This window comes from Bradyrhizobium nitroreducens, assembly GCF_002776695.1.
GTDB classification, from domain to species: domain Bacteria; phylum Pseudomonadota; class Alphaproteobacteria; order Rhizobiales; family Xanthobacteraceae; genus Bradyrhizobium; species Bradyrhizobium nitroreducens.
The window spans coordinates 2045996-2071372 of sequence record NZ_LFJC01000003.1 but is presented as its reverse complement, the minus strand read 5'-3'; the positions used below and the strand labels follow the sequence as shown (position 1 = coordinate 2071372).

The window sequence follows — 25377 nt, the reverse complement described above, 5'->3', positions numbered from 1 at the left end:
TGAGAGAGGCCCTCAGCCATGACCCAGCGCTTCGATGTGATCCTCAAGAACGGCACCGTCGTCAACCAGGACGGCGAGAATGTTCGCGATATCGGCATCGCCAATGGCCGCATCGCCGAGCTGGGCCCGCTCTCGCAAGGCAGCGCGGCCGAGGTGATCGACTGCAAGGGCCTGCACATCCTGCCCGGCGTGATGGACACGCAGGTGCATTTCCGCGAGCCCGGGCTGGAGCACAAGGAAGACCTCGAGACCGGCTCGCGTAGCGCCGTGATGGGTGGCGTCACCGCCGTGTTCGAGATGCCGAACACTGCGCCGCTGACGGTGACGGAGACCGAGTTCACCGACAAGGTGAAGCGCGCCCATCACCGCATGCATTGCGATTTCGCCTTCTTCATCGGCGGCACCCGTGAGAACGTGCAGGATCTGCCGGTGCTGGAGCGCGCGCCGGGCTGCGCGGGCGTCAAGGTGTTCATCGGTTCCTCGACCGGCGCGCTGCTGGTGGAGGACGACGACAGCCTGCGCCGCATCTTCCAGGTCATCAACCGCCGCGCCGCATTCCACGCCGAGGACGAATACCGCCTCAACGACCGCAAGCCGCTGCGCATCGAGGGCGATGCCCGCTCGCATCCGGTCTGGCGCGACGAGACCGCGGCGCTGATGGCGACGCAGCGCCTGGTCAAGCTCGCGCACGAGACCGGCAAGCGCATCCACGTGCTGCACATCTCGACCAAGGAAGAGATCGGGTTCCTGCGCGACCACAAGGACGTCGCCTCCTGCGAGGCGACGCCGCATCATCTGACGCTGGTCGCGCCCGAATGCTACGAGCAGCTCGGCACGCTGGCGCAGATGAACCCGCCGGTGCGCGGTGCCGATCACCGTGCCGGCATCTGGCGCGGCATCGAGCAGGGCATCATCGACGTGCTCGGCTCCGACCACGCCCCGCATACGCTGGAAGAAAAGCAGAAGACCTATCCGGCCTCGCCCTCCGGCATGACCGGCGTGCAGACGCTGGTGCCCCTGATGCTCGATCACGTCAATGCCGGCCGGCTGTCGCTGGCAAGGTTCGTCGACCTCACCAGCGCCGGCCCCGCGCGCCTCTACAACATGGCCTGCAAGGGCCGCATTGCTGCGGGCTATGACGCCGATTTCACCATCGTCGATCTCAAGCGCAGCGAGACCATCACCAACGATTGGGTGGCGTCGAAGGCCGGCTGGACTCCTTACGACGGCGTGCGCGTCACCGGCTGGCCGGTCGGCACCTTCATCCGCGGCCGCCGCGTGATGTGGCAGGGCGAGCTGGTCACGCCCGCGCAGGGCGAAGCGGTGCGGTTTCTGGAGACGCTGAAGCAATAGGGGCAGTGGTTCGCTCGATCCGTCATCCTGAGGTGCGAGGCACGGGACGCAACGCGTCCCGTGGAGAGCCTCGAAGGATGCACGGCCGCGCTGTAACCACGCGGAGAGGGCCGGGCTGTCGCCCTTCGAGGGCCGCTGAAGGAGCGGCCACCTCAGGGTGACGGATTGAGTTCTGAGTGCTCGCTTGCAAGCGTAGACCTTAGCCCGCATGAGCGTAGCAATATGCGGGGGTTCGCTTGAGCGATTCCCGGGTTTCGCTACGCTCACCCGGGCTACGGCTCCGCAACGCGAGGCGATTATGTCCCAACCGTCACCCCTCATCACCACCGGGCAGCTTGCCGCCATGCTCGGCGATCCCAATCTCCGCCTCTATGACTGCACCACGTACAACGAGCCGGTCCCACCCGGCAGCGACGTGCCGTATCGTGCCGTGCCCGGCGACAAGACCTTCGTGGCCGGCCACATTCCGGGTGCCGATTTCCTCGATCTGCAGGGCGAGTTCTCCGACGTCTCGTCGCCGCAGTTCTTCATGATGCCCGACGTTGCCCAGCTCGAAGCCGCCTTTGGTCGTCACGGCCTCGATGCGAGCAAGACCATCGTGCTCTACAGCATCGGCACCATGATGTGGTCGACGCGGTTCTGGTGGATGCTGCGCGCGCTCGGCGTCGATGCCCGTGTGCTCGATGGCGGTCTCGACAAGTGGAAGGAGGAGGGGCGACCGATCGAGATGGGCGCACCGAAGGGATATCCGGCGACGACCTTCAGGGCCGCGCCGCGCGCCGGCCTCTTCGTCGACAAGACCGCCGTGGCGGCCCGTATCGGCGATCCCGCAACCGTCATCGTCAACGCGCTCGGGCCGCAGTTTCATCGCGGCCTCGAGCCGAGCCGCTACGGCCGGCCGGGCCGCGTTCCCGGCAGCGTCAACGTGTCAGCCGCAACGCTCGTGAACGCCGACAAGACCCTGACGACGCTTGCCGACGCCGAAGCCAAGTTCACTGCTGCAGGCGTCACGCGCGACAAGAATGTGATTCTCTATTGCGGCGGCGGCATCTCGGCGACGATCGACCTGTTCCTGCTGGCCCAGCTCGGCTACGACAGGCTGACGCTCTACGATGCCTCCATGGGCGAGTGGGCGAGGGACCCGACGCTGCCGATCGAGACGGATTAACCTCTGCTTACCCTCCCCTGGAGGGGGAGGGTCGATCGCGCGCAGCGCGAGCGGGGTGGGGTGATCTCTCCATTGAGGCGGTCTCTGTGCGGAGAGATCACCCCACCCCGCTTCACCTCTCGCTTCGCTCGACATGAATCGACCCTCCCCCTCCAGGGCAGGGGAATCGCATGTGGTTTTGAGGGTGGTATTGCGCGGTCCAGCGATATGGATTCTGAAGAGGACTCCCGATTCGGCGTGGGGGTCCTATGCGCAAGATTCGCAGTATCTTCAGTACGTTGCCCGATCCGCGTGCACCCAACGCACTGCACGACCTGCTGGATCTCATCGTCATCGCGCTGGCAACGGTGTTGTGCGGAGGACAGGGCGCGACGGATATGGAGGTGTTCGCGTCGTCCAAGGAAAAGCTGTTGCGGCAATTCCTTCGGTTGGAGCACGGAATCCCCAGTCACGATACGTTCAGCCGGGTCTTCAACGCGCTCGATCCGGGGGCTTTCGAACAAGCCTTCCGAAGCTTTATGGCAGCATTCGCAGAGGCCAACGGGATCAAGCTCACCGGCGTGGTGGCAGTCGATGGCAAAGCTGTTCGAGGAGCCTACGAACGCGGTCGCAGCGCCACGCCACTGCACATGGTCAATGTCTTTGCGACCGAAGCCCGCATGGCCCTGGCTGCATGCAAGGCGCCAGGCCGCAACGAGGCCCAAGGTGCCCTGGATGTGCTGCAAATGCTTTCGCTCGAAGGCTGCATCGTCACTGCCGACGCCCTGCATTGCAATCGTCCCTTCGCCAAGAAGGTGCTCGAGCGTGGCGCCCACTACGTGCTGGCTCTCAAGGAAAATCAAAGCAAACTGTTCGCGGAGGTCGAGCGCTGCTTTGCCCGCTCGGGCAAGCGCAGCGTGGCTCAACGACGCGAGCCGAGCACGCACGATCGATGCGAATCCCGGCGCGCCACCGTCATGCGCAACATCAGTCTGGGTACGACAAACCGCTTTCCCGGAGTGGCGGCCGTGGCTCGCATCACTTCGCGCCGACGACTGCATGGCAAACCCGCCGGCAAGCCGTCCGTGCGATATTACTTGTTGTCCAAATACCTGCCCGCAAGACGATTGTTGCAGGTCGTCCGAGGCCATTGGAGCATCGAGAATCAGTTGCACTGGGTGCTCGATGTCGTCTTTGGCGAAGACGCTTGCCGAACCAGAAAAAACAACGGCCCCGAGAACTTCGCGATCTTGCGGCGAGCTGCAATCAATCTCATTCGAGCCCACCCCGCCCGCATCTCCATGCGACAGAAGGTCAAACGAGCAGGCTGGGAAGACGAATTCCTTCTCAGCCTTATCGGTCACATGCGATAGCCCTGCCCTCCAGGGGAGGGTAAGATCCCCCAAGGTCAGAAATCCGGGAACCTTTCTCCCGGACCTGCATCCAATGTCCGGAACCAATGAAGGGGTGCCCGCCATGCCAGGGACCGCAGCCGGCCTGTCCGCCGGCGCCAGGACATTAGAAGCCGAACTGATCGACCGCGCGCGAGGCCGCGACGAGACTGCGCTCCGCGAGATCATGCAGGCCAACAACCGCAGGCTCTATCGCCTCGCGCGCGGGATCTTGCGCAGCGACAGCGAGGCCGAGGACGTGGTGCAGGAAACCTATGTCCGCGCCTTCACCCATCTCGACGGCTTCCGCGGCGAGTCCGGGCTGTCGACATGGCTGTCGCGCATCGCCATCAACGAGGCGCTCGGCCGGGTGCGCAGCGCAAAGCCGCATGTCGCGCTCGGCGCGGTGGGCGAAGCGGCGCTCGAGGCGCAGATCATCAAATTTCCCGCTTCTCCCGCGAGCGATCCGGAAAGGACCATGGCCCAACGTGAAATCCAGCGCGTCGTCGAACGCGCCATCGACGAGTTGCCGGATGCGTTTCGCATGGTGTTCGTCGCGCGTGTCATGGAGGGCATGAACATCGAGGAGACCGCCGAACTGCTCGGCGTGAAGCCCGAGACCGTGAAGACGCGGTTGCATCGCGCCCGCGCCATGCTGCGCGAGAATGTCGAGAAGGAGATCGGTCCGGTGATGATGGACGCGTTTCCGTTCGCGGGCTGGCGCTGCGAGCGCCTGACCGAAGCGGTGCTGAAGCGGCTCGGCGTCGGCGGCTGAAATTTTTCGGGAACGTCCGCGAAGAATTCCCATCCAACTCCCGTGAAGCAACGCCGGCAAATGTCCGGCAGCACAGGAGTGTCAGACCATGTTCATCCGTTGGAGCGCGGCGCTCGCCGCGGCCATTCTGTTGTCGAGCCCCGCGCTGCAAGGCGCCAGCGCCGCCGACAAGCCGACCGATCCGCAGATCGCCCACATCGCCTACACGGCCGGGGTGATCGACATCAACGCCGCCAAGCAGGCGCAGAAGAAGGCGAAGAGCAAGGACGTCAAGGCGTTTGCCGAGGACATGCTGCGCGACCATGAAGCGGTCAACAAGCAGGCGCTCGCGCTGGTCAAGAAGCTGAATGTCACCCCTGAAGACAACGACACCAGCACGGCGCTGTCGAAGCAGGCGAGCGACAAGCTGGCCGAGCTCGACAAGCTGGACGGCGCCGCCTTCGACAAGGCCTATGTCGCCAACGAGGTCGCCTACCACAAGGCGGTCAACGGCGCGCTGGAGACCCAGCTGATTCCGTCGGCGAGCAATGCCGAGCTGAAGAGCCTGCTGCAGACCGGCCTGAAGATCTTCCAGGGCCATCAGCAGCACGCCGAGCACGTCGCGGCCGAGTTGAAATAGGGAGTGTGCGATGAGGTCGTGGCGGCTGTTTTCGTGTCCCATCGCGCTTGTCGTCGCGGCGATGGCGGTCCCGGCGCACGCCGCGACGATCGAGATCACGATGGAGAACCTCGTGATCTCACCGGCCGAGATATCGGCCAAGGTCGGCGATACCATCAACTGGATCAACAAGGACGTCTTCGCCCACACCGCCACCGCGAAGAACGGCGACTTCGACGTGAGCTTGCCGCCGAAGACATCGGCGACGTCAGTTCTGAAGAAGGCGGGAACGATCGACTATTACTGCCGCTATCATCCCAACATGAAAGCGACGCTCAAGGTCGAGCCGTGAGGGAGAGAGCACGTTCCCGAGCGCGGCGGGAACATCTCCCGATGGCGACGAGACTAATGCTTGTCCGCTGAAAACGGCTTCCGTGCGATAAACGCGGCAGACTTCGCGAAGCCTTTCGCCAAATCCGCTTTGCAAAGTCATTCATCCGTTGACTGGCCCCGCCCGCGTGGCGGGGTCATTTTCGGAAGGTGCTACTGCCTGCAGATGTCGACCGAGAACTCGCCGTTGCGGATGCGGCCCGGAAAGCCTTCGACGAACTTGGCGACCGCGTCCTCGCCATAGGTGCCGACGAGCTCGGCAAAGGCCGCAAACAGGCTCGCCTGCGCCAGGCAGTCGCCGTCGACGCCCTCATGGCGCGCTTCGGCCCAGGCCTCGTTGAGATAGCTCAGTGCGGCCTGTTTCTGCTCGTGATCGGGCAGCGGCGCGCGGTCGGGTGCGTAGGAAATCGGCTGGCTCATGAAACTCGATCAGGGCTGGGGCGCGATCCACGGCGATGCGCTGTGCGAGAGGTGTAGCACGCGTATTAACGACCGCTAGGCCACATCTTTAAGAACGGTTAACGGCTGTGAACAAAGTCGATGGCAGGGTTCCCGTGGCTGTCATTCCGGGACGCGCCGACAGGCGCGGGCCCGGAATCCATCGGGCCGCGAAGACGATGGATGCATGGATTCTCAGGTGCGCAATTGCGCACCATAGTTCGCGCTGCGCGCGCCCCGGAATGACGAGGAGAGAAATCAGTTCGCGTAGCGTGCCGTCAGATCCCGCGAGATCTTCGAGCCTTCCTCAATATACCGGCGGATCGCGACCGTCGCGGCGGGCGTGCAGCTCCGGTAGGTCTGCTGAAAGCCGTTATAGCCGCGGTTGAAGCCGGCGATCATGCGGGTGCGGCGCTCGCCGGAGGGGGTTTCGGCATCGATCAGCGCCTGCATCTCGTTGCGCCATTTGTTGCCCTCGTTGGCCCCGCAGATGCCGCGCAGATAGTGCAGGCCGCCGAGGATCTCCGCCAGCCGCTGCAAATCGGCGTCAAACGGCGCCGCCACGTCCTGGGCCCTGGCGGGCGCCGAGGCGCAGGCGAGAATCAGGGCAAAAATGGCCAGAAATCGCGTGGACATCGGCGGGGTGTATGCCTCCTCGGGGCTGACGACGCAAGGTAGGGGAGCCGGTGAGCCGGGCGGCTCGGGTCAGGCCCCAATCAGCCGCGCCGCGGACTGGATGACCTCCTCCAGCCCTCCGGTCAGCCTGAGGTCACCCAGGCCCGCCAAGGCGTCGGGCGCGATCCAGCGGTAATCGTCGAGCTCGTCGTTGAGAGACGGCTCCCTGGCCACCCAGCGGGCGGCAAACGACATGATGAGGTAATGGCCGGCCCCGGGCGCGGCCGGCAGCACCTCGCGCCAGCCGGCAAGGCCGACGATCGCGATGTCGAGCCCGGTCTCCTCGTCGACCTCGCGGCTGAGGGCCTGGTGCAGCGATTCGCCGAACTCGACCCGGCCGCCGGGGAGCGAATAGAAGCCCTTGGCGGGCGAGCGGGCCCGGCGGGTCAGCAGCACCTTGCCGTCGCGGAAGATCGCGGCGCTGACGGCAAGCTGGGGGTGGCTGGGCTGGACGACTGAAGCCATTTTCTCAAAGGACCCGGTTCAGGACCTGTTCTTAAAGGATCTGGTTCAGTTCGCCATGATGGTGTCGACGTCGGCTTCGGCCCCGCCATGGATGATGCCGCCGCAGGCCGCGATCAGCGGCTTGACCCAGAGGGCGGCCTGCTCGGCGAGGCGGATGCGCGTGGTGTCCTTCTCGACCTCGCGCATGGCCGAGCCGACCGCGGTCAGGATCGAGGTCATGGTATCGGTGAGGTGGTCGAATTGGGCGCGGACGCTGGGATCGGCCTTCTCATAGGCCTCGATGGCAAGGTCGCGTGCCTTGAAATTCGACGCCGTGAAGTGCTCGGCATAGGACAGCGGCGACCATGTCAAAAAATCTTCCGCGCATTCCGGCATGTCCGGAACCATTTCCAGCAGCATCACGGCTTCATTGAAATGGTTGAGATAGTCAGTGGCAAGCCCGGTCCGCGGGTTGATGTTGGCCACGCGCAGCCGTTCGGCCCAGGCTTGCGCCTCGGGGCCCGTCTGTACATGCGTCCGCGCGGGTTGCGAGGCCATTGAGCTCATCTGCCGCAGTGTTAACGTTCGGGGTTAAAAGGACCTGAACGGACCCTATATAGACGCCCTGGGATGTGTGGACGCTTCGTCATAACTTCGGCCCCCGCGGCTTTGCGGCAACTGTTCGGCTATGTCGAGCAGCCCAACTTCCCGCCCCGGTACAATGTCGCCCCGACACAACCGATTCCGGTCGTGCTGGTCGAGAACGGCGCCCGCCATTTCCGCCTGATGCGCTGGGGATTGCTGCCGGGCTGGGTCAAGGACCCCAAGGGCTTTACGCTCCTGATCAATGCCCGCTCCGAGACGGTGCTGGAGAAGCCCGCATTCAAGCGCGCGATACGCCGCCGCCGCGGCCTGATCCCGGCCGACGGCTATTATGAGTGGAAGTCGGAAGGCGGCCGCAAGCAACCCTTCTTCATTCACCGCGCCGACGGCGCGCCGCTCGGTTTCGCCGCATTGTTCGAAACCTGGGCCGGGCCGAACGGCGAGGAGCTCGACACGGTCGCGATCGTCACGGCCGCGGCGGGCGAGGATCTCGCGAGCTTGCATGACCGCGTGCCCGTCACCATCAGCGAGCGCGATTTCGAGCGCTGGCTTGACACCAGAGGCGACGAGATCGATGCGATCCTGCCGCTGATGAGGGCCCCGCGTATCGGCGAGTTCGCCTGGCACCCCGTCTCCACCCGCGTCAACCGCGTCGCCAATGACGACGAGCAGCTCGTGCTGCCGATCAGTGCGGCGGAGATGGAGGCGGAAGTGGAGGCGGTGAAGCCGAAGAAAGCGGTGCGGAAGGTTGCGGCCGGCCCGGCGGATGACGGTCAGGGCTCGTTGTTTTAGCTCGCGCCACTCACTCAGCTGTCGTCCCGGACAAGCGCGCCCCAAGCGCGCGCAGATCCGGGACTCAACCCCAGGGAGAGGTTATAGCAGCAAGCTGCTCACCACGAGTCTTCGTCAAACGCAATCCTGTGGTGATGGGGCCCGGGTTCGCGCTACTCGCGCCCCGGGACGACGAGAAGAGTGTGGGGTGCTACCTTCACACGACCTCCCGCGCCCTCAAGCCCGCGATCTCCGCCGCATCGAACCCCAGCTCGTCCAGCACCGCATCCGTATCCGCGCCCAGCTCCGGCGCCATCCGGTCGAGCTTGCCGCCGCCATGAGCGAGCTTGAAACCGCTGCCGGCAAAGCGCAGGCGGCCGTAGGGCGTGTCCAGCTCCTGGATCGCGCCGCGCGCCTTGATTTGCGGATGGTCGATCACCTCCTCGACCTTCCAGATACTGGCACAGGGCGCCCCCGCGTCTTCCAGGATGGTCTCCCATTCGCGCGCCGGCTTTGCCGCGAGCGCCTCCTCGATGATCGCGCGCAATGCCGGCTCGTTCTCGTTGCGCGAGAACCAGTCCGCGAAGCGCGGATCGGACAACGTGTCCTCGCGGCCGAGCGTAGCCATCAGCGCGCGGTACTGCTTCTCGTTGTTGACGGCGAGCAGGATGTGGCCGTCGCCGCATTTGAACAAATTCGCCGTGGTCCTGCGGCTCACCGCCTGGTTGCCCGAGAGCGCCTGGCGATGGCCGGCAACCGACCAGTCCGCGATCTGCCCCGACAGGAACGCCATCGTCGCCTCCAGCATGGAGACGTCAATGAGCTGCCCCTGGCCGGTGCGGTCACGCTGATACAGCGCGCTCGACACGCCGAACGCGGCGGTCGCACCCGACAGCACGTCGCACACCGCAAAGCCGGCGCGGGTCGGCCCGGTCTCGGGATGTCCGGTGATCGCCATGATGCCCGACAGCGCCTGCATCTTGCCGTCATAGCCGGGCCGCAATCGATCCGGGCCGGTCTGGCCAAAACCTGACACCGCGCAATAGATCAGCTTCGGATTGATCGCCGAGAGCGCCTCGTAGCCGATGCCGAGCTTGTCCATCACGCCCGGGCGAAAGTTCTCCATGACGACGTCGACGCTCGCCGCGAGCTTCTTCACGATCGCGATCGCCTCGGGCTTCTGCAGATCGAGCGTCAGGCTGCGCTTATTGCCGTTGATGGCCTGGAACGCCGGGGCGAGCCCGCGCTCGGCCCATTCGCGGCTGAGCGGCGTGCGGCGCATGTCCTCGCCCTCGCGCCGCTCGACCTTGATGACGTCGGCGCCCAAGAGCGCGAGCTGATAGCTCGCATAGGGGCCGGCCAGCACTTGCGTGAAATCCAGGATCTTCACGCCCTCGAACGGTCGCGTCACGTCGCTCTCCCCCTTGTTTGTTCTTATTGGAAGACGTCAGGCGGCGCGGTTGCCGCGCGCGATCTCCTTCTGCTTGTCGAATTCGGCGCGGCGGCGCGCCAGCTCTTCCGGCGACAGCTGCGCGACGTTGTTGTAGTCGAGCTTCCAGGAGGCATCCTCGCTCCAGCGCAGCGGCGACTGCATCGTGGTCTGCGGGCCGCTCGCGGTCTCGAGCAGCAGAAGCGCCAACTCCAGGGTCTGCGCCTGCGAGGCGACGTCATGCGGCTTGCCGGCGGAGTTGCCGAGCGGGAAGTCCGAGAACAGGAAGCGCGGCACCGCGGCGTGCTCGATGATGTCCTTGGCGCAGCCCATCACCACGGTCGGAATGCCATTGGCCTCCAGATGCCGCGCCACCAGCGCGGTGGTCTGGTGGCAGACCGGGCAGTTCGGCACCAGCACCGCAACATCGACCTTGTCGGCCAGGCAGCGCGCCAGAATCTCCGGCGCGTCGGTGTCGAGCGTGACGCGGTGGCTGCGGTTGGTCGGCGCGCCGAAGAAGCGCGGGGCCACTTCGCCGATCCGGCCCGCCGCGCTCGCCTTCAACAGCTGCGGCAGCGGAAACCAGGTGCCGTTGTCGGTCGCCGAGGTGTGCTTGCGGTCGTAGCCGATATGCGAGATGCGAAGGTCGTGCTCCTTCGACGTGTCGCCGTCATAGACCTGATAAAACTTCGCGCCGCCATTATACGCCGCGCCCGGCCCCTGGTCGCCCTTGGCGGGATCGTAGGGCGCAGCCGTGGTGATGATCGTCACGCGCGACCTGGCCAGCGGCTTCTTCAGCGGCTGGAACGGCGCCGAGGTGTAATGCGCCCAGCGGTACGGCGTGGTGTAGCCGATCGCCGCGTAATAATCGCGTGTGCGCTGCATGTAGGGGATGGGAGAATCATAGTCGGGCGCAAAGCCGAATTCATCGTCGCGCGGCGCGGACATGGGCGCGTCTCCTGGTTCTTGGTTGGAGCCAGACTAGAGATAGTTTTGGGGGCGCTCAATGGGGGGCGGGGAGACGCAGGTCAGAATTGCAGATGAGGATGATGCGGCATGCGCGGTGCCTCTTACCCTCCCCTGGAGGGGTCCGGGGCGAGCTGCGCTCGTCCCGGACCCCTCCAGGGGAGGGTGAAGAGCGTCAGCTACCTGAACACGTGCAGCGCCGCGTATTGCAGCAGCATGATCGCCTTGGCGTCGATGATGCGGCCGTCGGCAATCATCGCCAGCGCCTCGTCGATCGAAAGCTCCAGCACCTCGATGTCCTCGCCCTCGTGCGCGAGGCCGCCGCCGTCGCTCACCCGCATCGAAGGCTCGTACTCGGCGACGAAGAAGTGCAGCTTCTCGGTGATGGCGCCCGGGCTCATGAAGGCCTCGAACACCTTGTGGACGTGGTGCAGGCGATAGCCGGTCTCTTCCTCCGCCTCGGCGCGGATGCGCTCCTCGGGCTCGACGTTGTCGAGCACGCCGGCGGCCGCCTCGATCAAGAGGTCGTCATAGCCGCGGATGAAGGCCGGCAGGCGGAACTGGCGCACCAGGATCACGGTGCGCCCAGCGAGATTGTAGGGCAGCACGGCAGCGGCGTTGTCGCGCTCATAGGTCTCACGGTGCTGCGTCTGCCATTCGCCGCTGGCGCGCCGGTACTCGAACGTCGTGGTCTTCAGCGTGGTCCAGCCGTCCGAAAGCACGCGGACGTCCTTGATGCGGACGCGGTCGGAAATGGTCATGAGATATCCCTAAGCTTTGCGGCACTCTATCTGGCCCTGAAGGCTTGCAGAAAGGCGCCGGCGCGGGCGCCTGCCACCCGCGACGCAAGCTCGGTCGTTCTTGATACGAGCTAGTGCACGAGTTCCGCAGCGACAACGGGCGATGGCTGCGTGTCGTCCGTTGCAGCCTCGTCGGCCAAGTCCGCCTTCGGCACGTCGGGCCACATCCACCACACGAACTGTGTGTACGGATCTTCGGCAATCTGATCAAGGATGAAACGGATCGAATCCTCGTCCAGCGCCAAGGCGTTGGCAAATGCCCGCAACTGGCGCTGCGCCGCTGCCTGGGCCAGCGACGGGCTTGGTTGGGGTTCGCCCTTCGCGGTCGCTTGTTCCTGAAGTTCGTCATAGGCCAGCAGCGTATCGTTCAGCGTCTTGACTTCGAACCCGCTACGCAGTCCGTATTTTTGTACGATCTTCATCTGATCGTCGTCGAAGTACGATCTGACCATCGCCCGGCTGCAGCAGATCAGGATGAACGAGAAATCCATCCCGGACCGGATCGAGAGTGCGATCGGATCGGCATAGGCGAGCTGCACCAGGGTCTTCACGCCCTCGTCGATGAAGCGCTCGGCAACCGGCACGGTGACGCCGTCGACTTTCTTGAGCTGCTGAACGCCGTCTTCGCCGGTGTCTGCATCAAGTTTCAGCGGCACTGCGGCAGTACGGCGCATGAATTTGAGCACCGTATCGGTCGGAAAGGCGCCAACGAAGAAGGCCAGAGCGCCCGTGCTCAACGTGACCGTCGTGCCGGTCATGACGCCGGCAAACGCTGAGATGGCAAATCCGAACGGAAGCGAGATCAACAGACGCAACGTCGCGCGATTGATGTCCGAAGTCACGATGTCGTTCTGGCGCGCGCGGAATATGAGGTCGTAAGTGATCCACATATAGGCGCCGGCAAGCGACAAGATGGCGATCTTCGCAGTGCCCTCCTGCGCGCTTGCCCAATCATGCGTGAGCACCCACAAGACGCAAAAATAGGTGAAGACGAGCAACGTGATCGTGAGCAGGAGGATCGGAGCCGCGAACAAGTGCCGGCCATACCGCTTGTCGTACTCCTTCGCAAAGCCGTCATTGTCGGTGAAATCGCTCTCCGGACAAAAGGCCATCCTGTAGTAGCCGATCGACTGATTGGACAGGCGTGAGACGATCTGCCGCTTTCGTGCCGGCCAGCCGAACGACAGGTAATGACCGACCGGAATCAGGGGTAGCGACGCGATGATGCCCGTGGCGATCAGGGTGGTGTTCTGGAAATTGCTCATGAAACACCCGCGAGAAAAATGTCAAAGCAGTTACAAACTCGCCTCCGATGTTGCGCGCGACGCAGTCATAGTGGCACGCGCGGCGACGCCTCATCCATGGTGCTGGAATGATTCATCAACTATAAGATGTGCGCAAGCGATTTCTTCCCGCGTGTGACCTGCAGCAGGCCCTACGGCGTCGGCTCCCGCCCGTCGAGCCACTTCTGGAACATCACCGAGGTGGATTCCTCGAACCCCAGCGAGTTGTAGAACGCATTGGCCTGTGCATTCTCGCGGCGGACGAGGAGCTGAAGCTTCGAAATTCCGGCCGCGCGCAGCCAGTCCTCCGCCGCCGCCATGATGACGCGGCCATGGCCGCGCTTCTGGCTGTCGGGATCGACCGCGACGTAATAGACCCAGCCGCGATGGCCGTCATGGCCGACCATGACGGTCGCGACGATCGCGCCGCCATCGCGGCCGACCAGCACGGTGGAATTGTCGCGCCGCCGCGCCAGCGCGATGTCGGCATGCGGATCGTTCCAGGGCCGGGTCAGGCCGCAGCGCTGCCACAGCGCGACGACGGTCTCGACATCGCCATCGGCGATGGCGTCAATCGCAAGTGCGCTCACAGCACCTTCCCCGGATTCATGATGCCGTGCGGATCGAGCATCGCCTTGATCGCGCGCATCAGCTCGATCGCGGTCTTGTCCTTCACCTCCGGCAGCTCGTCGCGCTTGAGCACGCCGATGCCGTGCTCGGCCGAGATCGAGCCGCCCATGCGCAGCACGATCTCGAACACCACCGCGTTCACATCATGCCAGCGCGCGAGGTAATCGGCGGTGTCGGCGCCAACAGGCTGGCTGACATTGTAATGCAGATTGCCGTCGCCGAGATGGCCGAACGGAACTGGGCGCGCGCCGGGAATCAGCTTGACCACGGCGGCGTTGGCTTCCTCGATGAACGCAGGCACCGCGGCGATCGGCACCGAAATGTCGTGCTTGATCGAGCCGCCTTCGGGCTTCTGCGCCGCCGACATCTCCTCGCGCAGCTTCCAGAAATTGTTGCGCTGGGAAAGGCTGGCCGCGATCACGGCGTCGTCGACGATCTCCTCCTCCATGGCGCGCGTCAGGATCGTCTCCAGCGGGGTGCGGGCGTCATCGCCCGGCGAAGACAACTCCATCAGCACGTACCAGGGATGCTTCTCGCTGAGCGGATCGCGCACGTCGATGCCGTGCCGCACCGAGAAGTCCACCGCCATCTCCGACAGCAGCTCGAAACTCGTCAGCGCGTTGGCGGCCTCGCCTTGCGCGATCGTCAGCAGCTTGAGCGCCGCGGCCGGCGATTTCAGCCCGACATAGGCGGTCTCGACCGAGCGCGGCTTCGGAAACAGCCTCAAGGTCGCCGCGGTGATGATGCCGAGGGTGCCTTCGGCGCCGATGAAGAGGTTGTGCAGATTGTAGCCGGTGTTGTCCTTCTTCAGCTTCGACAGCACGTTGAGCACACGCCCGTCGGCGAGCACGACCTCGAGCCCCAGCGCCATCTCGCGCGCCACGCCATAGGCGAGCGCGGCGGTGCCGCCGGCATTGGTGGAGAGGTTGCCGCCGATGGTGCAGCTGCCTTCCGCGCCCAGCGACAGCGGAAACAGTCGGTCCACGTCGGAGGCCTTCGCTTGCGCGATCTGCAGCACCACGCCGGCCTCGCACGTCATGGTGTTGGAGGCGGTGTCGACCTCGCGGATCTTGTCGAGCCGCCGCAGCGACACCACCACCTCGCCGTTGTGCGGCGTCTGCCCGCCGACCAGCCCGGTGTTGCCGCCCTGCGGCACCAGCGCGATCCTGTGCGCGGAGGCGAGCTTGCAGATCGCCGAGACCTCCGCCGTCGAGCCCGGGCGCAGCACCAGCGGCGAGCGGCCGTGGAACAGGTTGCGCTCCTCGGTGACGTAAGGCTGGATGTCGTTGGCGTCGGTGATCGCGTGCTTGTCGCCGACGATCTCACGGAATTGCGCGATCAGCTCGGGGGCAAGCGGAGGCGTGGCGGGTTGATTGATGTTCATTGTCTTGTCTCTTCTTCCACTCTCATCTCGCCACGGCAGCTCGGCGCAACCGGTCGTTGATCGCTTCGCCCAGGTCGTCTTCCGGAATGGTCATCACCGCGATCGCCCGCGGGCCCTTCGCATCCAGCTCGCGAAGATAGCCGAACAGGTTGGCGGCGGCTTCATCGAGATCGCCGGTGGGCGACAGATTCATGACGGCGGTGGCGGCCTCCATGCCAGGCAGGCGCGCTGGTCCGAATGCCAGCAGCGCTTCGTCGGGTGCAACCTCCTGTGCGCGCAGGCGCACGGCAGCGCGCGGCGCGTAATGCGAGGCCAGCATGCCCGGCGCCAGCGGCTGGCTGTCACAGCTCTCGGCCTCCATTGGGGGGCGCGACAGCGGCGCGCCCAGCACGGCTTCGATTCTTTCGCGCGACAGCCCGCCGGGCCGCAGCAGCATCGGCGTCTCGAAGCAGCCGACGATGGTCGATTCGACGCCGACCGTGACAGGCCCGCCATCGACGATCAGGTCGATCCGGCCCGACAGGTCGCTCTCGACATGGGCCGCCAGCGTCGGCGAGACGTGACCGGAGATGTTGGCGGACGGCGCCACCACCGCCCCGCCGAAGGCGCGCAGGATCGCCTGCGCGACCGGGTGGGCGGGAATGCGGATCGCGACCGTGTCGAGGCCGGCGGTCGCGAGCTCCGCCACCGGGCAGCCCTCCGTCTTCGGCACCACCAGCGTCAGCGGCCCCGGCCAGAACGCCTCGGCCAGCCTCAAGGCGCGCGCGTCGAACCGCCCGATCCGCAGGGCGGCGGCGATATCAGGCACATGGGCGATCAGCGGATTGAACGCCGGCCGCCCCTTGGCGGCGTAGAGATGGGCGATCGCCGCGGCATTGGCGGCGTCCGCGCCGAGCCCGTAGACCGTCTCGGTCGGAAACGCGACCAGCCCGCCGGCGGCCAAGGTCCGGGCGGCAGCCTCCGCGCCGGCCGCGCCGGCCGGTAAAATCAGCGTTTCAACACCCGTTTTCACAGGGACAAAATTCCTCATCTCGGCCGCTTGCGGTGCGCCAAACCCGACGCTATAAGCCGGCCTCTTGTCGGAGTGTGGCTCAGCCCGGTAGAGCACTGCGTTCGGGACGCAGGGGTCGCAGGTTCGAATCCTGCCACTCCGACCAACAATTTCAAGCACTTAGCGTGAGAGCGCTTTTTGCCCCCCGAAGAACGCAGGGTTCTTGGGTGGAAGCGCGCCGCCAAATGATCGGTTTCGGCGCCGTTCGTACCACATCCTCCTAGAATGTCTGCGCTCGTTTGCATGCAAACAGCACGCATACCTATTCCGGTCCGTCAGAACTTGTCAGTTCATTTGCCTGCTGGCTCGAAAGCCTGTTCGCGTGAGACTTCGGAGTGAGGAGGCAATCCGGTGGTGAGCGTCGGCCTTGATCGGCTGAGACCGGCCGCTCGCAAAGTCGCGTTGTTCCGCATCCATGCGTCATTAACAAGGTCCTGCCATTGGATGACTTCAATTGATCCTCGGTATTGGTTCTTGAGCGGACGGATGCGTCCCTGTCCGTTCGCCGTCGTTTCCCAATTTGATAGTTGCTGCTTCAAGTCACCGATAATGTCGGCCACAACATAGCAATGAAAGATGCAGTCGTGGGCTACTCGAACCCTAGTACGGTCGAATGACTCGATTTCTCCACCTTGCAGTTGCGCAAGGTACTTCGTGATCTGGTTTTCAAGTTGATCTTCCGCTGCCGGATAAGAGGTGCGGCCCGGCTTCTTGAACTCCACGATCATTACCGTGCGCAACGGTTCCGAGACGTTGACCGAATCCAGTTCGTCAGACTCGGTGACACCTAAGCCGTAAGCGAGATCCCAGAGTAGGAGATCAGGGCGATCGGCGGAGCCGCCTTTGGCAAGTATAGCATCAAGGCGCTTATCCGAAGCGAACGCCCTCGTGAAGGCCAGCCGTTCATCTACAATCCAGAGTTCATGAGCACGACTCTTAATCTCTTTCGGATTGTCACCACGTACTCCCATTGGGACGATGAATGAGTGCAGCGTCTTTTCGAGGTGGTGGTCATCATCTTTGCCGTCACGAGTCCGAATCCGTTTTATCAATTTCTCCAGAAGTTCCAATGCAAGTTTGCGTCGAACGACGTGCTGCGCCAACGCAAGTTGCTCGGAAGCCTGAATGCCTTTTGCAGCATCGATGACTATCTGTTGAAAATTTGCAGGTACGCGCTCCAAATCGAGTGCTTCGATAAGTGTTTGCAGTGCGTCTTGTCGATCTTCTTCGCGTCGGATTTGATATTTTACCAAGCCTGCCGCGAACTCCTCGGCTGTCGTCGCGTGAAACGGCACTCTTTCAAGCTGCGTCTCGTCATCATCAAATCCAAAAGTGGGGTATCGAGAAACGAAGGACTGATAGTTCGCTTGTCGCTCCTTAACATAGGCCTCGACCTGTGCCGGCAGTAGCGTCGTTCGAACCTTCTCCATACAGCCGCGGCTGATCTGGTTGAGCGTCTTCTCTGTCAAATTGAAAGCTGTTCGCCCCTCATTCACGCGCGCGTCAAGGTACTCACCCGATACACACCCGTGGAAAACTAAGTCTCTCTCTGAGTTGCGCTCAAGGTTCGTCACTCCAAGGAGATTGTCGACTTTCCGAGTTTCGACGGTGCGACCATTCGCGAGCAGATGCAGTTGATGCTTTCCGTCGAGGCCCGTGCTGGCTTCTGCTCGACACGTGAATCCGATAATTGAAAAATTCCCAAACCCCTTCAATTCGAATGAGTCCGCTTTCAGCGGCTTCCCGACGGTCAGATCGGCAACGGCCTGTGGATATGTGGTCAGATCGCCGTCGAGGTCGACCTCGATTGTTGGACCGTCGCCCATCAAGAAGTCAGCAATGAAGTGTGCGCTGAAGTAACGAAGGAAAGTGTCTGCGCGCTTTGGAAACGTATCCGCATACTCCTGCGTGCGCAGTCCTCGGAATGTGATCGTTGTACCAATTGAGAGAGCTGCCGCCGGCTGGTCTTCGACGCTAGGTCTGATTTGCTCTTTGTTATTCAATACGAACGAGAACACCCTGCGCGATCGCCCGTTCGTGGTGTTGTAAACGCTCTCGACGATGATTTCTTTGAATGCGTCCAACCAAAACAGGCGACCAACGCCTTTGCCACCTTTGGCGCGCTTGAAATCCGTGTCGATCGTGCAAAACGCCTCATACCGGTTGGTGTCGAGACCAATGCCGTTGTCAGACACCACAATCTCGATTTTATCCGGACTCGAAAGCGACGTGACGCTTATGGAAATTTTTCCCTTGCCAACTTCCTTTTCAAACCGATCCTCAACCGCATAGACGGAATTGCTAACCGCCTCGAACAGAGGTTGCAGCCCTTGGGCTGCATTCGACGGTTTGGCGAGCTTCCGAACTCGATTTTCGATATTGGGGGTAAGTGTCGGCACCGGGGTGTCCCATGAGTTTAAAAATCAAACAATGCACTTCCTAGGTTGCATTGTAAACTTGGCGCTTGACGGTACGGGTCTGCTTAGCGACGCAGTAGAGCGAGATCATTGCGAAGCCGATCGCCCTTTCAAACTGGATAGTTTGTCCCGGGTTCGGCCTGCCAGGTGATGTATAAGGAAAAGGCCGCCAACTAGGCGGCCTCGTAACGTTGTGGGGCGGAGATCGGCGGAAGCTAATCGTCGTCATCATCGCGTAGATGTCTGTTGACCGTACCTAGCCAATGGATGTCCTGACCCATCTCTTCTTCAGAGGCTTCCCGGCGTCCGAATGCTGCATCGAACAACCGACCAAGAACGGTACGCTTTTCTTCTTCCCAATCGCGTTCGCTCATCAGAGGTCTCCTGTGGCTAAGCCCCCGCGATAGGTTTGCTGAGTCGATCGAAGTTCCCTCATCACAAAGAGCACCAATCCACAAATCGCGTGGGCAATCAGCGTCCGAGAAGATTGAAGTGGGCTCAACGGAGACTAGGCGTTACCCCCCGAATACCCCCCGAAGAATAACGTGAACAAATGAGGAAGATCGCGTACAAACGGCGACAAAAAATGCTGGAAATTCAAGATGCCTCTAGCAGGAAAAACCGTTCGGGACGCAGAGGTCGCAGGTGATCGAAAGCGCAGCGAGCGATTTACAATCCGTCTGTAACCTATTGATTTCAATGGCGCTGTTGTGGCGGCCTTTTACAGCTAAGCTACTGTACTTCCTGCGAAAAAATAAGACTCTTAATCAGCGGGTCCCAGGTTCGAGCCCTGGTGCGCCCACCAAACAAATCAAGATCTTAGCGAGAATAACCGTTTGAGAAGGCCGGACTAAAACGGTTTTTCAAACGGTGTTTGTGGCAGCCGGCGGCCGATCTACTCCCGACAATGTGATTGGTAGGCTCGCGCCTCTGAGCGGTGGTTTCCTGCTGATTGGAAATCGTCGGTGCGTTGCCCCCACCCGGCAAGCGTGGTGACAGTTCGAATCCCTCAATGGAAACGAAGGCCTTACGCTTCGATATCGGCGGTTTGAGGGATTCCGCCGGCGCGGGCCGACGACAGTGATGCGCCAAGCACTGATAAGATTCTAACAAGCTAAACACGAGAATCATAATCCTGGGGTCGGGGGGCGAGTCCCTCTCCCGCTACCAAAGCTACGATTTCCCACGACAATTTGCGCTTCCCTGCGATTTTGTACTCCTGATGGTAGTGGCCAACCCAGCCACCAAGCTGCCACGAGCTCAGCTTGCTTCGAGCCGAGCCAGTCTCGTTGGCTCCGCGCCGGGCGGTAGATCCTGCACCAAGATGACGTTTGGCCGCATCGATAGGCAGGTTCATTTTCCACGTCATGTTGTGCAGTGGCTGGACCGTGCGCGCTTTGCGACGACCGAAGCCGAGGCGACCCCCGGCACCGATGCGACGACCACGTGCGTCACCATCGCGAGGGCCGCGACGGGGCGACGAAAGATCCTCGTCGCCAAGGGGGCTTATCATGCGGCTGTGCCGTGGTGCTTACCGTCGCTGCTCGGTGTGTCCGCGGAGGATCGCGCGCATCTCGTATATTTCACTTTCAATGACGTCGAGGGTCTCGAGGCTGCGGCGAAGACCGCAGGTGATGATCTCGCCGGCATCCTGGTCTCGGCGTTCCGGCACGACTTCGGGTTCGACCAGGAGCTTCCGACCGCAGAGTTCGCGCGCGCGGCGCGCCGGATCTGTGACGGCATCAATTGGCGTGCCTTCCAGACCCAGGATGCGCGTTGCGTTGACGTGATCGTCCCGCGAGCTGCAGCGCAGCGCTTCAAAGCTGGCCCGTAATCCTGACGTAATGCGGGGCCCGTAGCTGCACTTCCCACGCTCCCACGAGAGCGTAGGTCTTGTTCGCCCTCGGGTATCGTCAAAGGGAGTTATTACATGAGAACGTTGATCAGGGTGTGTGCGATGGCACTGCTCACGATCATCTGCGCCGCAGGCGAAGTCCGCGCCGCCAGTCGGGCCGGGTACTCCGGCGTCAACCTCAACATCCGTTCAGGACCGAGTGTTCGGTTTCCCGCAGTCGGCATGTTGGGTGCTGGCTCCGGGCTGGTAATCCACGGCTGCCTTGATCGCTACGCGTGGTGTGACGTAAGCGCTTCCGGTATGCGCGGCTGGGCGTCGGGTGCGCATATCCAGTTTGTTCACGACGAACGTCGCGTCTATGTGCCGGCCTATGCAGCGCAGGTGGAGATACCGATCGTCACATTCAACGTCATCAACTACTGGGGGGATTATTATCGCGATCGCGATTTCTATCACGATCTGGATCGTTGGAGCAGTTATCACTGGGAAGACGATGGCTCGCCGCCAGGCTGGCGCGATAATTGGGGCGGAGACTACGAGGGAAATGAATACTGATGACAATCGCACCAAAAGCCCCACGGAGCTGACATCAGTGGGCCGTTCGTCGAGGCAGGTGCTGCCAATAGATAGCAAGTCGCGCGCAAAACGAGCCTCAGGTCGCGCCTGGTTTTCTTTGGACCGTTCCGCGCTCGGACCGTTCGGGATGATCACGCATGGCAGGGAAAATCAGTTCGACCGTCGCTCCGCCACCAGGCGTCTCTTGCATCCGAACGCTGCCGTTATGCGTGGCCACGACCTGAGAGACGATCGAGAGACCAAGTCCCATGCCTTGCGCTGCCGTGTTGCCGCGTTTGAATGGCTCAAACGAAACGTTGGGGTTGAAGAATCCCAGGCCCGGGCCGTGATCGATGACGCAAATGCGCGCGGGCTCGCTCACTTCGACGAGGACGGGCCGGTCAGATTCCGCATGAAGTATTGCATTTCGGATCAGATTCGAAAGCGCGATTGCAACCGCAGTCTCGGAGCCCAAGACCGGGACAGGATGTCCAGGTTCCGTGAACACGATATTGGTGCCGTTCTTCAAGGCCATCGGTACGTGTTCAACTGCGATTCGTCGCGTGAGCGCGACAAGGTCGACTTCAGTCAACTCGGACGGTTCCATGGAAATGCGGGCGAGTTGGAGAAACATCGTGATGATCGCCGACAGCTTTTCGTTTTCCGCAACGACTCTGGCGCGGAGTGCGGCGTCCGGGATTTGTTCGAGCGCGGTGCGCGCATTGGTGAGCGGCGTTCGAAGCTCGTGGGCTGCATTCGACAAGAAATTCCGCTGCAGCTTCGATGCGTTATCGATGCGCGAGAGCGCACGATTGAATGCCAGGACCAATGGTAACAATTCCGTCGGCGCGTTCTCCTCGGGCAGGCGGCGACCATCGGGTACGCCGTCGATGGTTTCCGCCGCCGCCGCGACCGCGCGGACTGGACGGGCGATCAGCGCCGGAACGAAGACGAGAGCAGCTAGCGCAGTTGTCATCAGCATAAGAAGAATTGGAAGCATGACGATCGTCGCCTCGGAGAGGGTTCCAAGCATGAGCTGCCTGGCGGTGAAGGCCACGCCGCCGGTCTCAATCCAGATCTCTCCGACGGGCGTATCCCTCGAGGCGGTTATCCTCTTGAGTTTTCTTGTGTCACCGTCAATCGCATATGCAAAAAAGCTCGTTCCGTTGCGTTGCGGTTCGGATTTCTTCGGTCGCCATTTGGGTACCGGTCCGGCGGATACTTCCGATGTCCGGTCGGATACAACATACCAAAACGACGGGAATTCGCTGATGATCTCCTGCAGTTTCGGCGTTGGCGTGATGATCAGTTGACCTTGGTCGTTTCGTGCTGTCGCTGCGGCCAAAGTGTTGGCCACGTTGGCGGCGGCCCACGTGCCATCGTCGTCGCCACCCAGGCGGATCAACAAAGCAGCGGCACATAACAACATGATGGTCGTCACAACCCCGATCAACGTTGCCGCCGTCAGCGTGATCGAGCGAAAGATGCGACTTAAGCCAAACCGATTCGCGTCGCTATTCGTCATTCAACACATAGCCAAGGCCACGGATCGGCCGAATCGTCACGTTGCACCTGGCTTCACGAAGACGCCGGCGTAGGCGAGAGACATGAGCTTCGATTGCGTTGGATTGAATGTCGTCTTCGAAGCCGTAGGCGGCGAGCTCCAGGGTTGAGCGCTCAACAACCCAACCGACACGGCGCACCATGGCCTCCAGAATTGCCAGCTCCCGCCGTGGTACCACGATGGGCTTCTGATCGACGTGCACCGCACGGTTGACGATATCGTAGCTCATATTGGCGATTGTGACGATCGCGCCTTTGTCCAAGAGCAGACGACGAAGGACGGCTCTCGCACGCGCGATCAGTTCGACCGGCGCGAAAGGTTTGGACATGTAATCGTCGGCCCCCTCGTCGAGTGCGTGGGCGACCTTGGCCGGCTCATCGAGCGCCGTGAGGACCAACGTCGCGGGGCTCGGATGCTGACGCCTCAAATCCGTCAGAAGATCGAGTCCGTCGCCGTCGGGAAGACCACGGTCGATCACGACGAGGTCAAAGGGCCGAACGGTTACCGCTGCTCGCGCCTCATCCAGCGTTCTCACGATGTCGGATGAACCGAACACACCGGCAAAGACATCGCATAGCCAGGGGCCCAGCTTTGGGTCGTCCTCAACCACCAGAACCCGCATTGAATCCGCCCCCGATACTCCCAACCGTGCGGTCCAACGATTACCGATACATTATCGCAACATTACGTGGCCTCCGCCGAGGCCGCGATTTGATTCCATTCTAAACGGTGCGTTGTCGATGCTCGCTCACGCACGGCAGAGGCCATTCGCTCGAGTTCGGCCCAGAACACGTGTCGTAATACCATCGCAATCTCAGGGAAGAAGTCCCTCGAGGGTCGGGAAATATTCCCGGGGCCGGGCGTTCGACCGTCGTTGTTGTACCACAAATCGTGGACTGCCTAGAGAGCGCTTCCGAAGCTGCCGGAAACCAGTGTGATCTGCTGCCACGATTGCGTGACGGTGCTTACGCGCAACGTAATCCAACCGATGACCATCGTGCGCGTCCCCCGCACCACTCACGTAAGACACGCCCGCCGCTATGCGACTTGTTCTCACGCATACGAGCGCCAGCTCGAAAGTGCGTCAGAGGCGAATGTAATCGTGCTGCAATCCTGTTGGCCTCTACCTGCTCGTTAGACATTGCAGTCCAGCGTACTCTCCAGCAAAAGGAGCAAGTTCATGCCGCTAAAATTCGCTTGCCTCGCGCTCGCGATCGTCGGCGCTCTGAGCGTGGCCGCATTCGCGCAATCTTCGACACGATCTCAAAATGCGATCGATGGATCCGGAATGCCGCCAACGGAGTTCGGTCAGCTCAAAAAGGTCGACCTGAACATTGCCACCGCCGCCGAACTGCGCAAGCTGCCGCGCCTCAGTCCCGGCAGCGTGACCGCGATCATCGAGTCTCGGAAGAAATCCAATTTCAAGGATTGGACCGACTTCGTGAACCGCAGGCTTGTTCCGCACTTTGCGCAAGACGAGATCAGGAGCCTGGTCACAATCTGAGCGAACGCCGCGGACGTAGGCCAGCAGTCTGTGCGAGCCATTGTGCATCCGGGGGGCTGAGCAGTCACCTGAGCGATGCGCGCCCCATCAGGCCAGCGCCCAAAATGCCGACGGCATGGCGAAATGGTCGCCACGTCTGCTGCTTCGACGCAGGTTTGCCATTCGCGCCCCTGACCGCGTAGAAGAGCTCCCGTCGGCCGGTCGGCTCGAGCGATCGACGCAACGGCGTAGGAAAAACGGCGGGCCGCAAGGAGATCGCGCGATGCAATGGAAGAATACGGAGCAGGAATTCGGCGCTTTGGCCAAGTTCCTGCATTGGACTGTCGCCGCCGCCTTCATCGGTGCTTATGTCGTCGTCTACTACGTTATCTGGTTCATGGACGACAGCTCGCCGGACTCATTGCCGGTGCTCAACATCCATTGGGTCCTCGGGATATTCGTCGGTGTCTTGGTTGTCCCTCGTCTGTACTGGCGGCTGCTGAACGTACAGCCGGAGGAGGCGCAGACCTCGGAGCTCGAGAAGCGAATTGCGCAAGCGGCGCATTGGGGGCTTTACGGGCTGATGATCCTGATGCCCCTCACCGGCTATATCGGCACGGATGCCGACACGGATTTTGCGCTGTTCAAGGTGCCAAATTTTCGTGAAACGGCGCTGTTCGCCTGGATCGAGGTCACCTGCGGGATCGGCTGGGAAGCGTTCGAGCCGCCGGTCGACGCCATTCATCATCTCGTCGGAAAATGGATTGCCTGGCCTGTCGTCGGCCTGCACATAGCCGCGGCCCTGTTTCATCACCTGGTTCGGCGTGACAAGATTCTCGTCCGCATGCTGCCGCACTCGTCGGCCCCGGGAGTATAGCTAGCCAGGTGCCTCCCGCCAATTCTGCGACCGAGAAGTTGCTTTGCAGAACGCCAGCCATCTTGGCGGAGGCACTGACGACCTGGCGATCGCCAGATCCGAGGGCAGTGGCCGGTTGCAGGGCGCGTCTACGCGACGACGCCCCCAGCCTCACCAATCCGACGCCGCGTCATTGTAGCCATCACGATACCCCGAAGAGTAGCCATAGCCCGAATCATATCCGTGGCCGGAATAATAGGGCGCCTCGTAATATCTGTAGACGCGACGACCCCTCGGCTGATAGACCGGCTCGTCATCATAGACATAGGCAGGGGCCCGGTGCGAATTCGCGATCGCGCTCCCAGCGAGTGCGCCGACTGCGAGGCCGCCAATGATGCCGGCCGCGATTGCGCCATCGCCCGCGTGCGCGCGTGTTGGCGACAACGAGGTCATGGCGATCAGCGCCGCGGCTCCTATCAATGCTTGCTTCTTCATATGAGTTCCCTTGTCGGAAGACGA

The 25377-nt window shown here is 62.4% G+C and carries 26 protein-coding genes, 1 tRNA gene and 1 pseudogene; 12 read left to right on the top strand and 16 right to left on the bottom strand.

Annotation, left to right across the window (positions count from 1 at the left end; translation table 11 throughout):
• The first annotated feature begins 18 nt into the window (after positions 1-18).
• From TSA1_RS10250 to TSA1_RS10225, 6 genes are all read left to right on the top strand, one after another.
• Positions 19-1353 (top strand): dihydroorotase, encoded by a 1335-nt coding sequence (locus tag TSA1_RS10250; protein ID WP_100176243.1) that lies wholly within the window; start codon positions 19-21, stop codon positions 1351-1353.
• A 298-nt stretch (positions 1354-1651) separates the two neighbouring features.
• Positions 1652-2521 (top strand): sulfurtransferase, encoded by an 870-nt coding sequence (locus tag TSA1_RS10245; RefSeq protein WP_100176242.1) that lies wholly within the window; start codon positions 1652-1654, stop codon positions 2519-2521.
• 248 nt (positions 2522-2769) lie between these two features.
• The gene (locus TSA1_RS10240; RefSeq protein WP_100175217.1) at positions 2770-3873 is read left to right on the top strand and encodes an ISAs1 family transposase; all 1104 of its coding nucleotides are present in this window, start codon (positions 2770-2772) and stop codon (positions 3871-3873) included.
• Positions 3874-3976: 103 nt separating this feature from the next.
• Positions 3977-4666: an RNA polymerase sigma factor gene (locus TSA1_RS10235; RefSeq protein WP_174718841.1), complete on the top strand. Its 690-nt coding sequence runs from the start codon at positions 3977-3979 to the stop codon at positions 4664-4666.
• Positions 4667-4754: 88 nt separating this feature from the next.
• A complete protein-coding gene (locus TSA1_RS10230) occupies positions 4755-5285 on the top strand; it encodes a DUF4142 domain-containing protein (RefSeq protein WP_100176240.1) in 531 nt (176 codons plus the stop codon).
• Between the two features lie 10 nt (positions 5286-5295).
• Complete coding sequence (locus tag TSA1_RS10225; protein WP_100176239.1) at positions 5296-5616, top strand: cupredoxin domain-containing protein; 321 nt, start codon at positions 5296-5298, stop codon at positions 5614-5616.
• Positions 5617-5807: 191 nt separating this feature from the next.
• On the opposite strand, the gene TSA1_RS10220 is transcribed toward TSA1_RS10225, so the two are convergent.
• From TSA1_RS10220 to TSA1_RS10205, 4 genes are all read right to left on the bottom strand, one after another.
• Positions 5808-6074 (bottom strand): hypothetical protein, encoded by a 267-nt coding sequence (locus TSA1_RS10220; protein ID WP_097659736.1) that lies wholly within the window; start codon positions 6072-6074, stop codon positions 5808-5810.
• 276 nt (positions 6075-6350) lie between these two features.
• Positions 6351-6728, bottom strand: a complete 378-nt coding sequence (locus TSA1_RS10215) for a TIGR02301 family protein (RefSeq protein WP_100176238.1) — start codon at positions 6726-6728, stop codon at positions 6351-6353.
• Between the two features lie 69 nt (positions 6729-6797).
• Positions 6798-7232, bottom strand: coding sequence for an NUDIX hydrolase (locus TSA1_RS10210; protein WP_100176237.1), 435 nt, complete (start codon positions 7230-7232; stop codon positions 6798-6800).
• Positions 7233-7277: 45 nt separating this feature from the next.
• Complete coding sequence (locus tag TSA1_RS10205; protein ID WP_100176236.1) at positions 7278-7778, bottom strand: hypothetical protein; 501 nt, start codon at positions 7776-7778, stop codon at positions 7278-7280.
• 63 nt (positions 7779-7841) lie between these two features.
• On the opposite strand from TSA1_RS10205, the gene TSA1_RS10200 reads away from it, so the two are divergent.
• Positions 7842-8606, top strand: coding sequence for an SOS response-associated peptidase (locus TSA1_RS10200; protein ID WP_100176235.1), 765 nt, complete (start codon positions 7842-7844; stop codon positions 8604-8606).
• Positions 8607-8802: 196 nt separating this feature from the next.
• On the opposite strand, the gene TSA1_RS10195 is transcribed toward TSA1_RS10200, so the two are convergent.
• The 7 genes from TSA1_RS10195 to TSA1_RS10165 all read right to left on the bottom strand — a co-directional run bounded on the left by TSA1_RS10195 (position 8803) and on the right by TSA1_RS10165 (position 16089).
• The gene (locus tag TSA1_RS10195; protein WP_100176234.1) at positions 8803-9996 is read right to left on the bottom strand and encodes a CaiB/BaiF CoA transferase family protein; all 1194 of its coding nucleotides are present in this window, start codon (positions 9994-9996) and stop codon (positions 8803-8805) included.
• Positions 9997-10032: 36 nt separating this feature from the next.
• Positions 10033-10962, bottom strand: coding sequence for a glycine reductase (locus TSA1_RS10190; RefSeq protein ID WP_100176233.1), 930 nt, complete (start codon positions 10960-10962; stop codon positions 10033-10035).
• A gap of 197 nt (positions 10963-11159) precedes the next feature.
• The gene (locus TSA1_RS10185) at positions 11160-11741 is read right to left on the bottom strand and encodes an NUDIX hydrolase (protein ID WP_100176232.1); all 582 of its coding nucleotides are present in this window, start codon (positions 11739-11741) and stop codon (positions 11160-11162) included.
• A gap of 110 nt (positions 11742-11851) precedes the next feature.
• Entirely contained in the window at positions 11852-13045 is a 1194-nt protein-coding gene (locus TSA1_RS10180; RefSeq protein WP_100176231.1) for a hypothetical protein, read from the bottom strand.
• Between the two features lie 170 nt (positions 13046-13215).
• Positions 13216-13653 (bottom strand): GNAT family acetyltransferase, encoded by a 438-nt coding sequence (locus TSA1_RS10175; RefSeq protein ID WP_100176230.1) that lies wholly within the window; start codon positions 13651-13653, stop codon positions 13216-13218.
• Positions 13650-15077 (bottom strand): FAD-binding oxidoreductase, encoded by a 1428-nt coding sequence (locus TSA1_RS10170; protein ID WP_100176229.1) that lies wholly within the window; start codon positions 15075-15077, stop codon positions 13650-13652. Before TSA1_RS10170 ends, TSA1_RS10175 begins: the two co-directional genes overlap by 4 nt.
• A gap of 22 nt (positions 15078-15099) precedes the next feature.
• A complete protein-coding gene (locus TSA1_RS10165) occupies positions 15100-16089 on the bottom strand; it encodes an L-threonylcarbamoyladenylate synthase (RefSeq protein WP_145984295.1) in 990 nt (329 codons plus the stop codon).
• Between the two features lie 68 nt (positions 16090-16157).
• Here TSA1_RS10165 and TSA1_RS10160 point away from each other — a divergent pair.
• A tRNA-Pro gene (locus TSA1_RS10160) sits at positions 16158-16234 on the top strand.
• 184 nt (positions 16235-16418) lie between these two features.
• Here the strand turns inward: TSA1_RS10160 and TSA1_RS10155 are convergent.
• Together TSA1_RS10155 and TSA1_RS39295 are read right to left on the bottom strand one after the other, a co-directional pair.
• Complete coding sequence (locus TSA1_RS10155; protein ID WP_100176227.1) at positions 16419-18527, bottom strand: sensor histidine kinase; 2109 nt, start codon at positions 18525-18527, stop codon at positions 16419-16421.
• A gap of 233 nt (positions 18528-18760) precedes the next feature.
• Entirely contained in the window at positions 18761-18919 is a 159-nt protein-coding gene (locus tag TSA1_RS39295) for a hypothetical protein (RefSeq protein WP_161497212.1), read from the bottom strand.
• A 1052-nt stretch (positions 18920-19971) separates the two neighbouring features.
• On the opposite strand from TSA1_RS39295, the pseudogene TSA1_RS10150 reads away from it, so the two are divergent.
• Together TSA1_RS10150 and TSA1_RS10145 are read left to right on the top strand one after the other, a co-directional pair.
• Positions 19972-20283, top strand: a pseudogene (locus tag TSA1_RS10150) (aminotransferase class III-fold pyridoxal phosphate-dependent enzyme); the annotation flags it as partial.
• Positions 20284-20502: 219 nt separating this feature from the next.
• Positions 20503-20955 carry an SH3 domain-containing protein gene (locus tag TSA1_RS10145; RefSeq protein ID WP_245448196.1) on the top strand — a complete coding sequence of 151 codons (453 nt, stop codon included), beginning with the start codon at positions 20503-20505 and terminating at the stop codon, positions 20953-20955.
• A 97-nt stretch (positions 20956-21052) separates the two neighbouring features.
• Here TSA1_RS10145 and TSA1_RS10140 read toward each other — a convergent pair whose 3' ends face one another.
• Together TSA1_RS10140 and TSA1_RS10135 are read right to left on the bottom strand one after the other, a co-directional pair.
• A complete protein-coding gene (locus TSA1_RS10140) occupies positions 21053-22480 on the bottom strand; it encodes a sensor histidine kinase (protein ID WP_100176225.1) in 1428 nt (475 codons plus the stop codon).
• The gene (locus TSA1_RS10135) at positions 22470-23141 is read right to left on the bottom strand and encodes a response regulator (protein WP_100176224.1); all 672 of its coding nucleotides are present in this window, start codon (positions 23139-23141) and stop codon (positions 22470-22472) included. Before TSA1_RS10135 ends, TSA1_RS10140 begins: the two co-directional genes overlap by 11 nt.
• Before the next feature lie 519 nt (positions 23142-23660).
• Between TSA1_RS10135 and TSA1_RS10130 the strand changes: the two genes are divergently transcribed.
• The gene (locus TSA1_RS10130; protein ID WP_145984294.1) at positions 23661-24023 is read left to right on the top strand and encodes a helix-hairpin-helix domain-containing protein; all 363 of its coding nucleotides are present in this window, start codon (positions 23661-23663) and stop codon (positions 24021-24023) included.
• Positions 24024-24138: 115 nt separating this feature from the next.
• The gene (locus tag TSA1_RS10125) at positions 24139-24879 is read left to right on the top strand and encodes a cytochrome b (RefSeq protein WP_245448194.1); all 741 of its coding nucleotides are present in this window, start codon (positions 24139-24141) and stop codon (positions 24877-24879) included.
• Between the two features lie 150 nt (positions 24880-25029).
• Here the strand turns inward: TSA1_RS10125 and TSA1_RS10120 are convergent, their stop codons facing one another.
• Positions 25030-25353, bottom strand: coding sequence for a hypothetical protein (locus tag TSA1_RS10120; protein ID WP_174718840.1), 324 nt, complete (start codon positions 25351-25353; stop codon positions 25030-25032).
• Between the last annotated feature and the right edge of the window lie 24 nt (positions 25354-25377).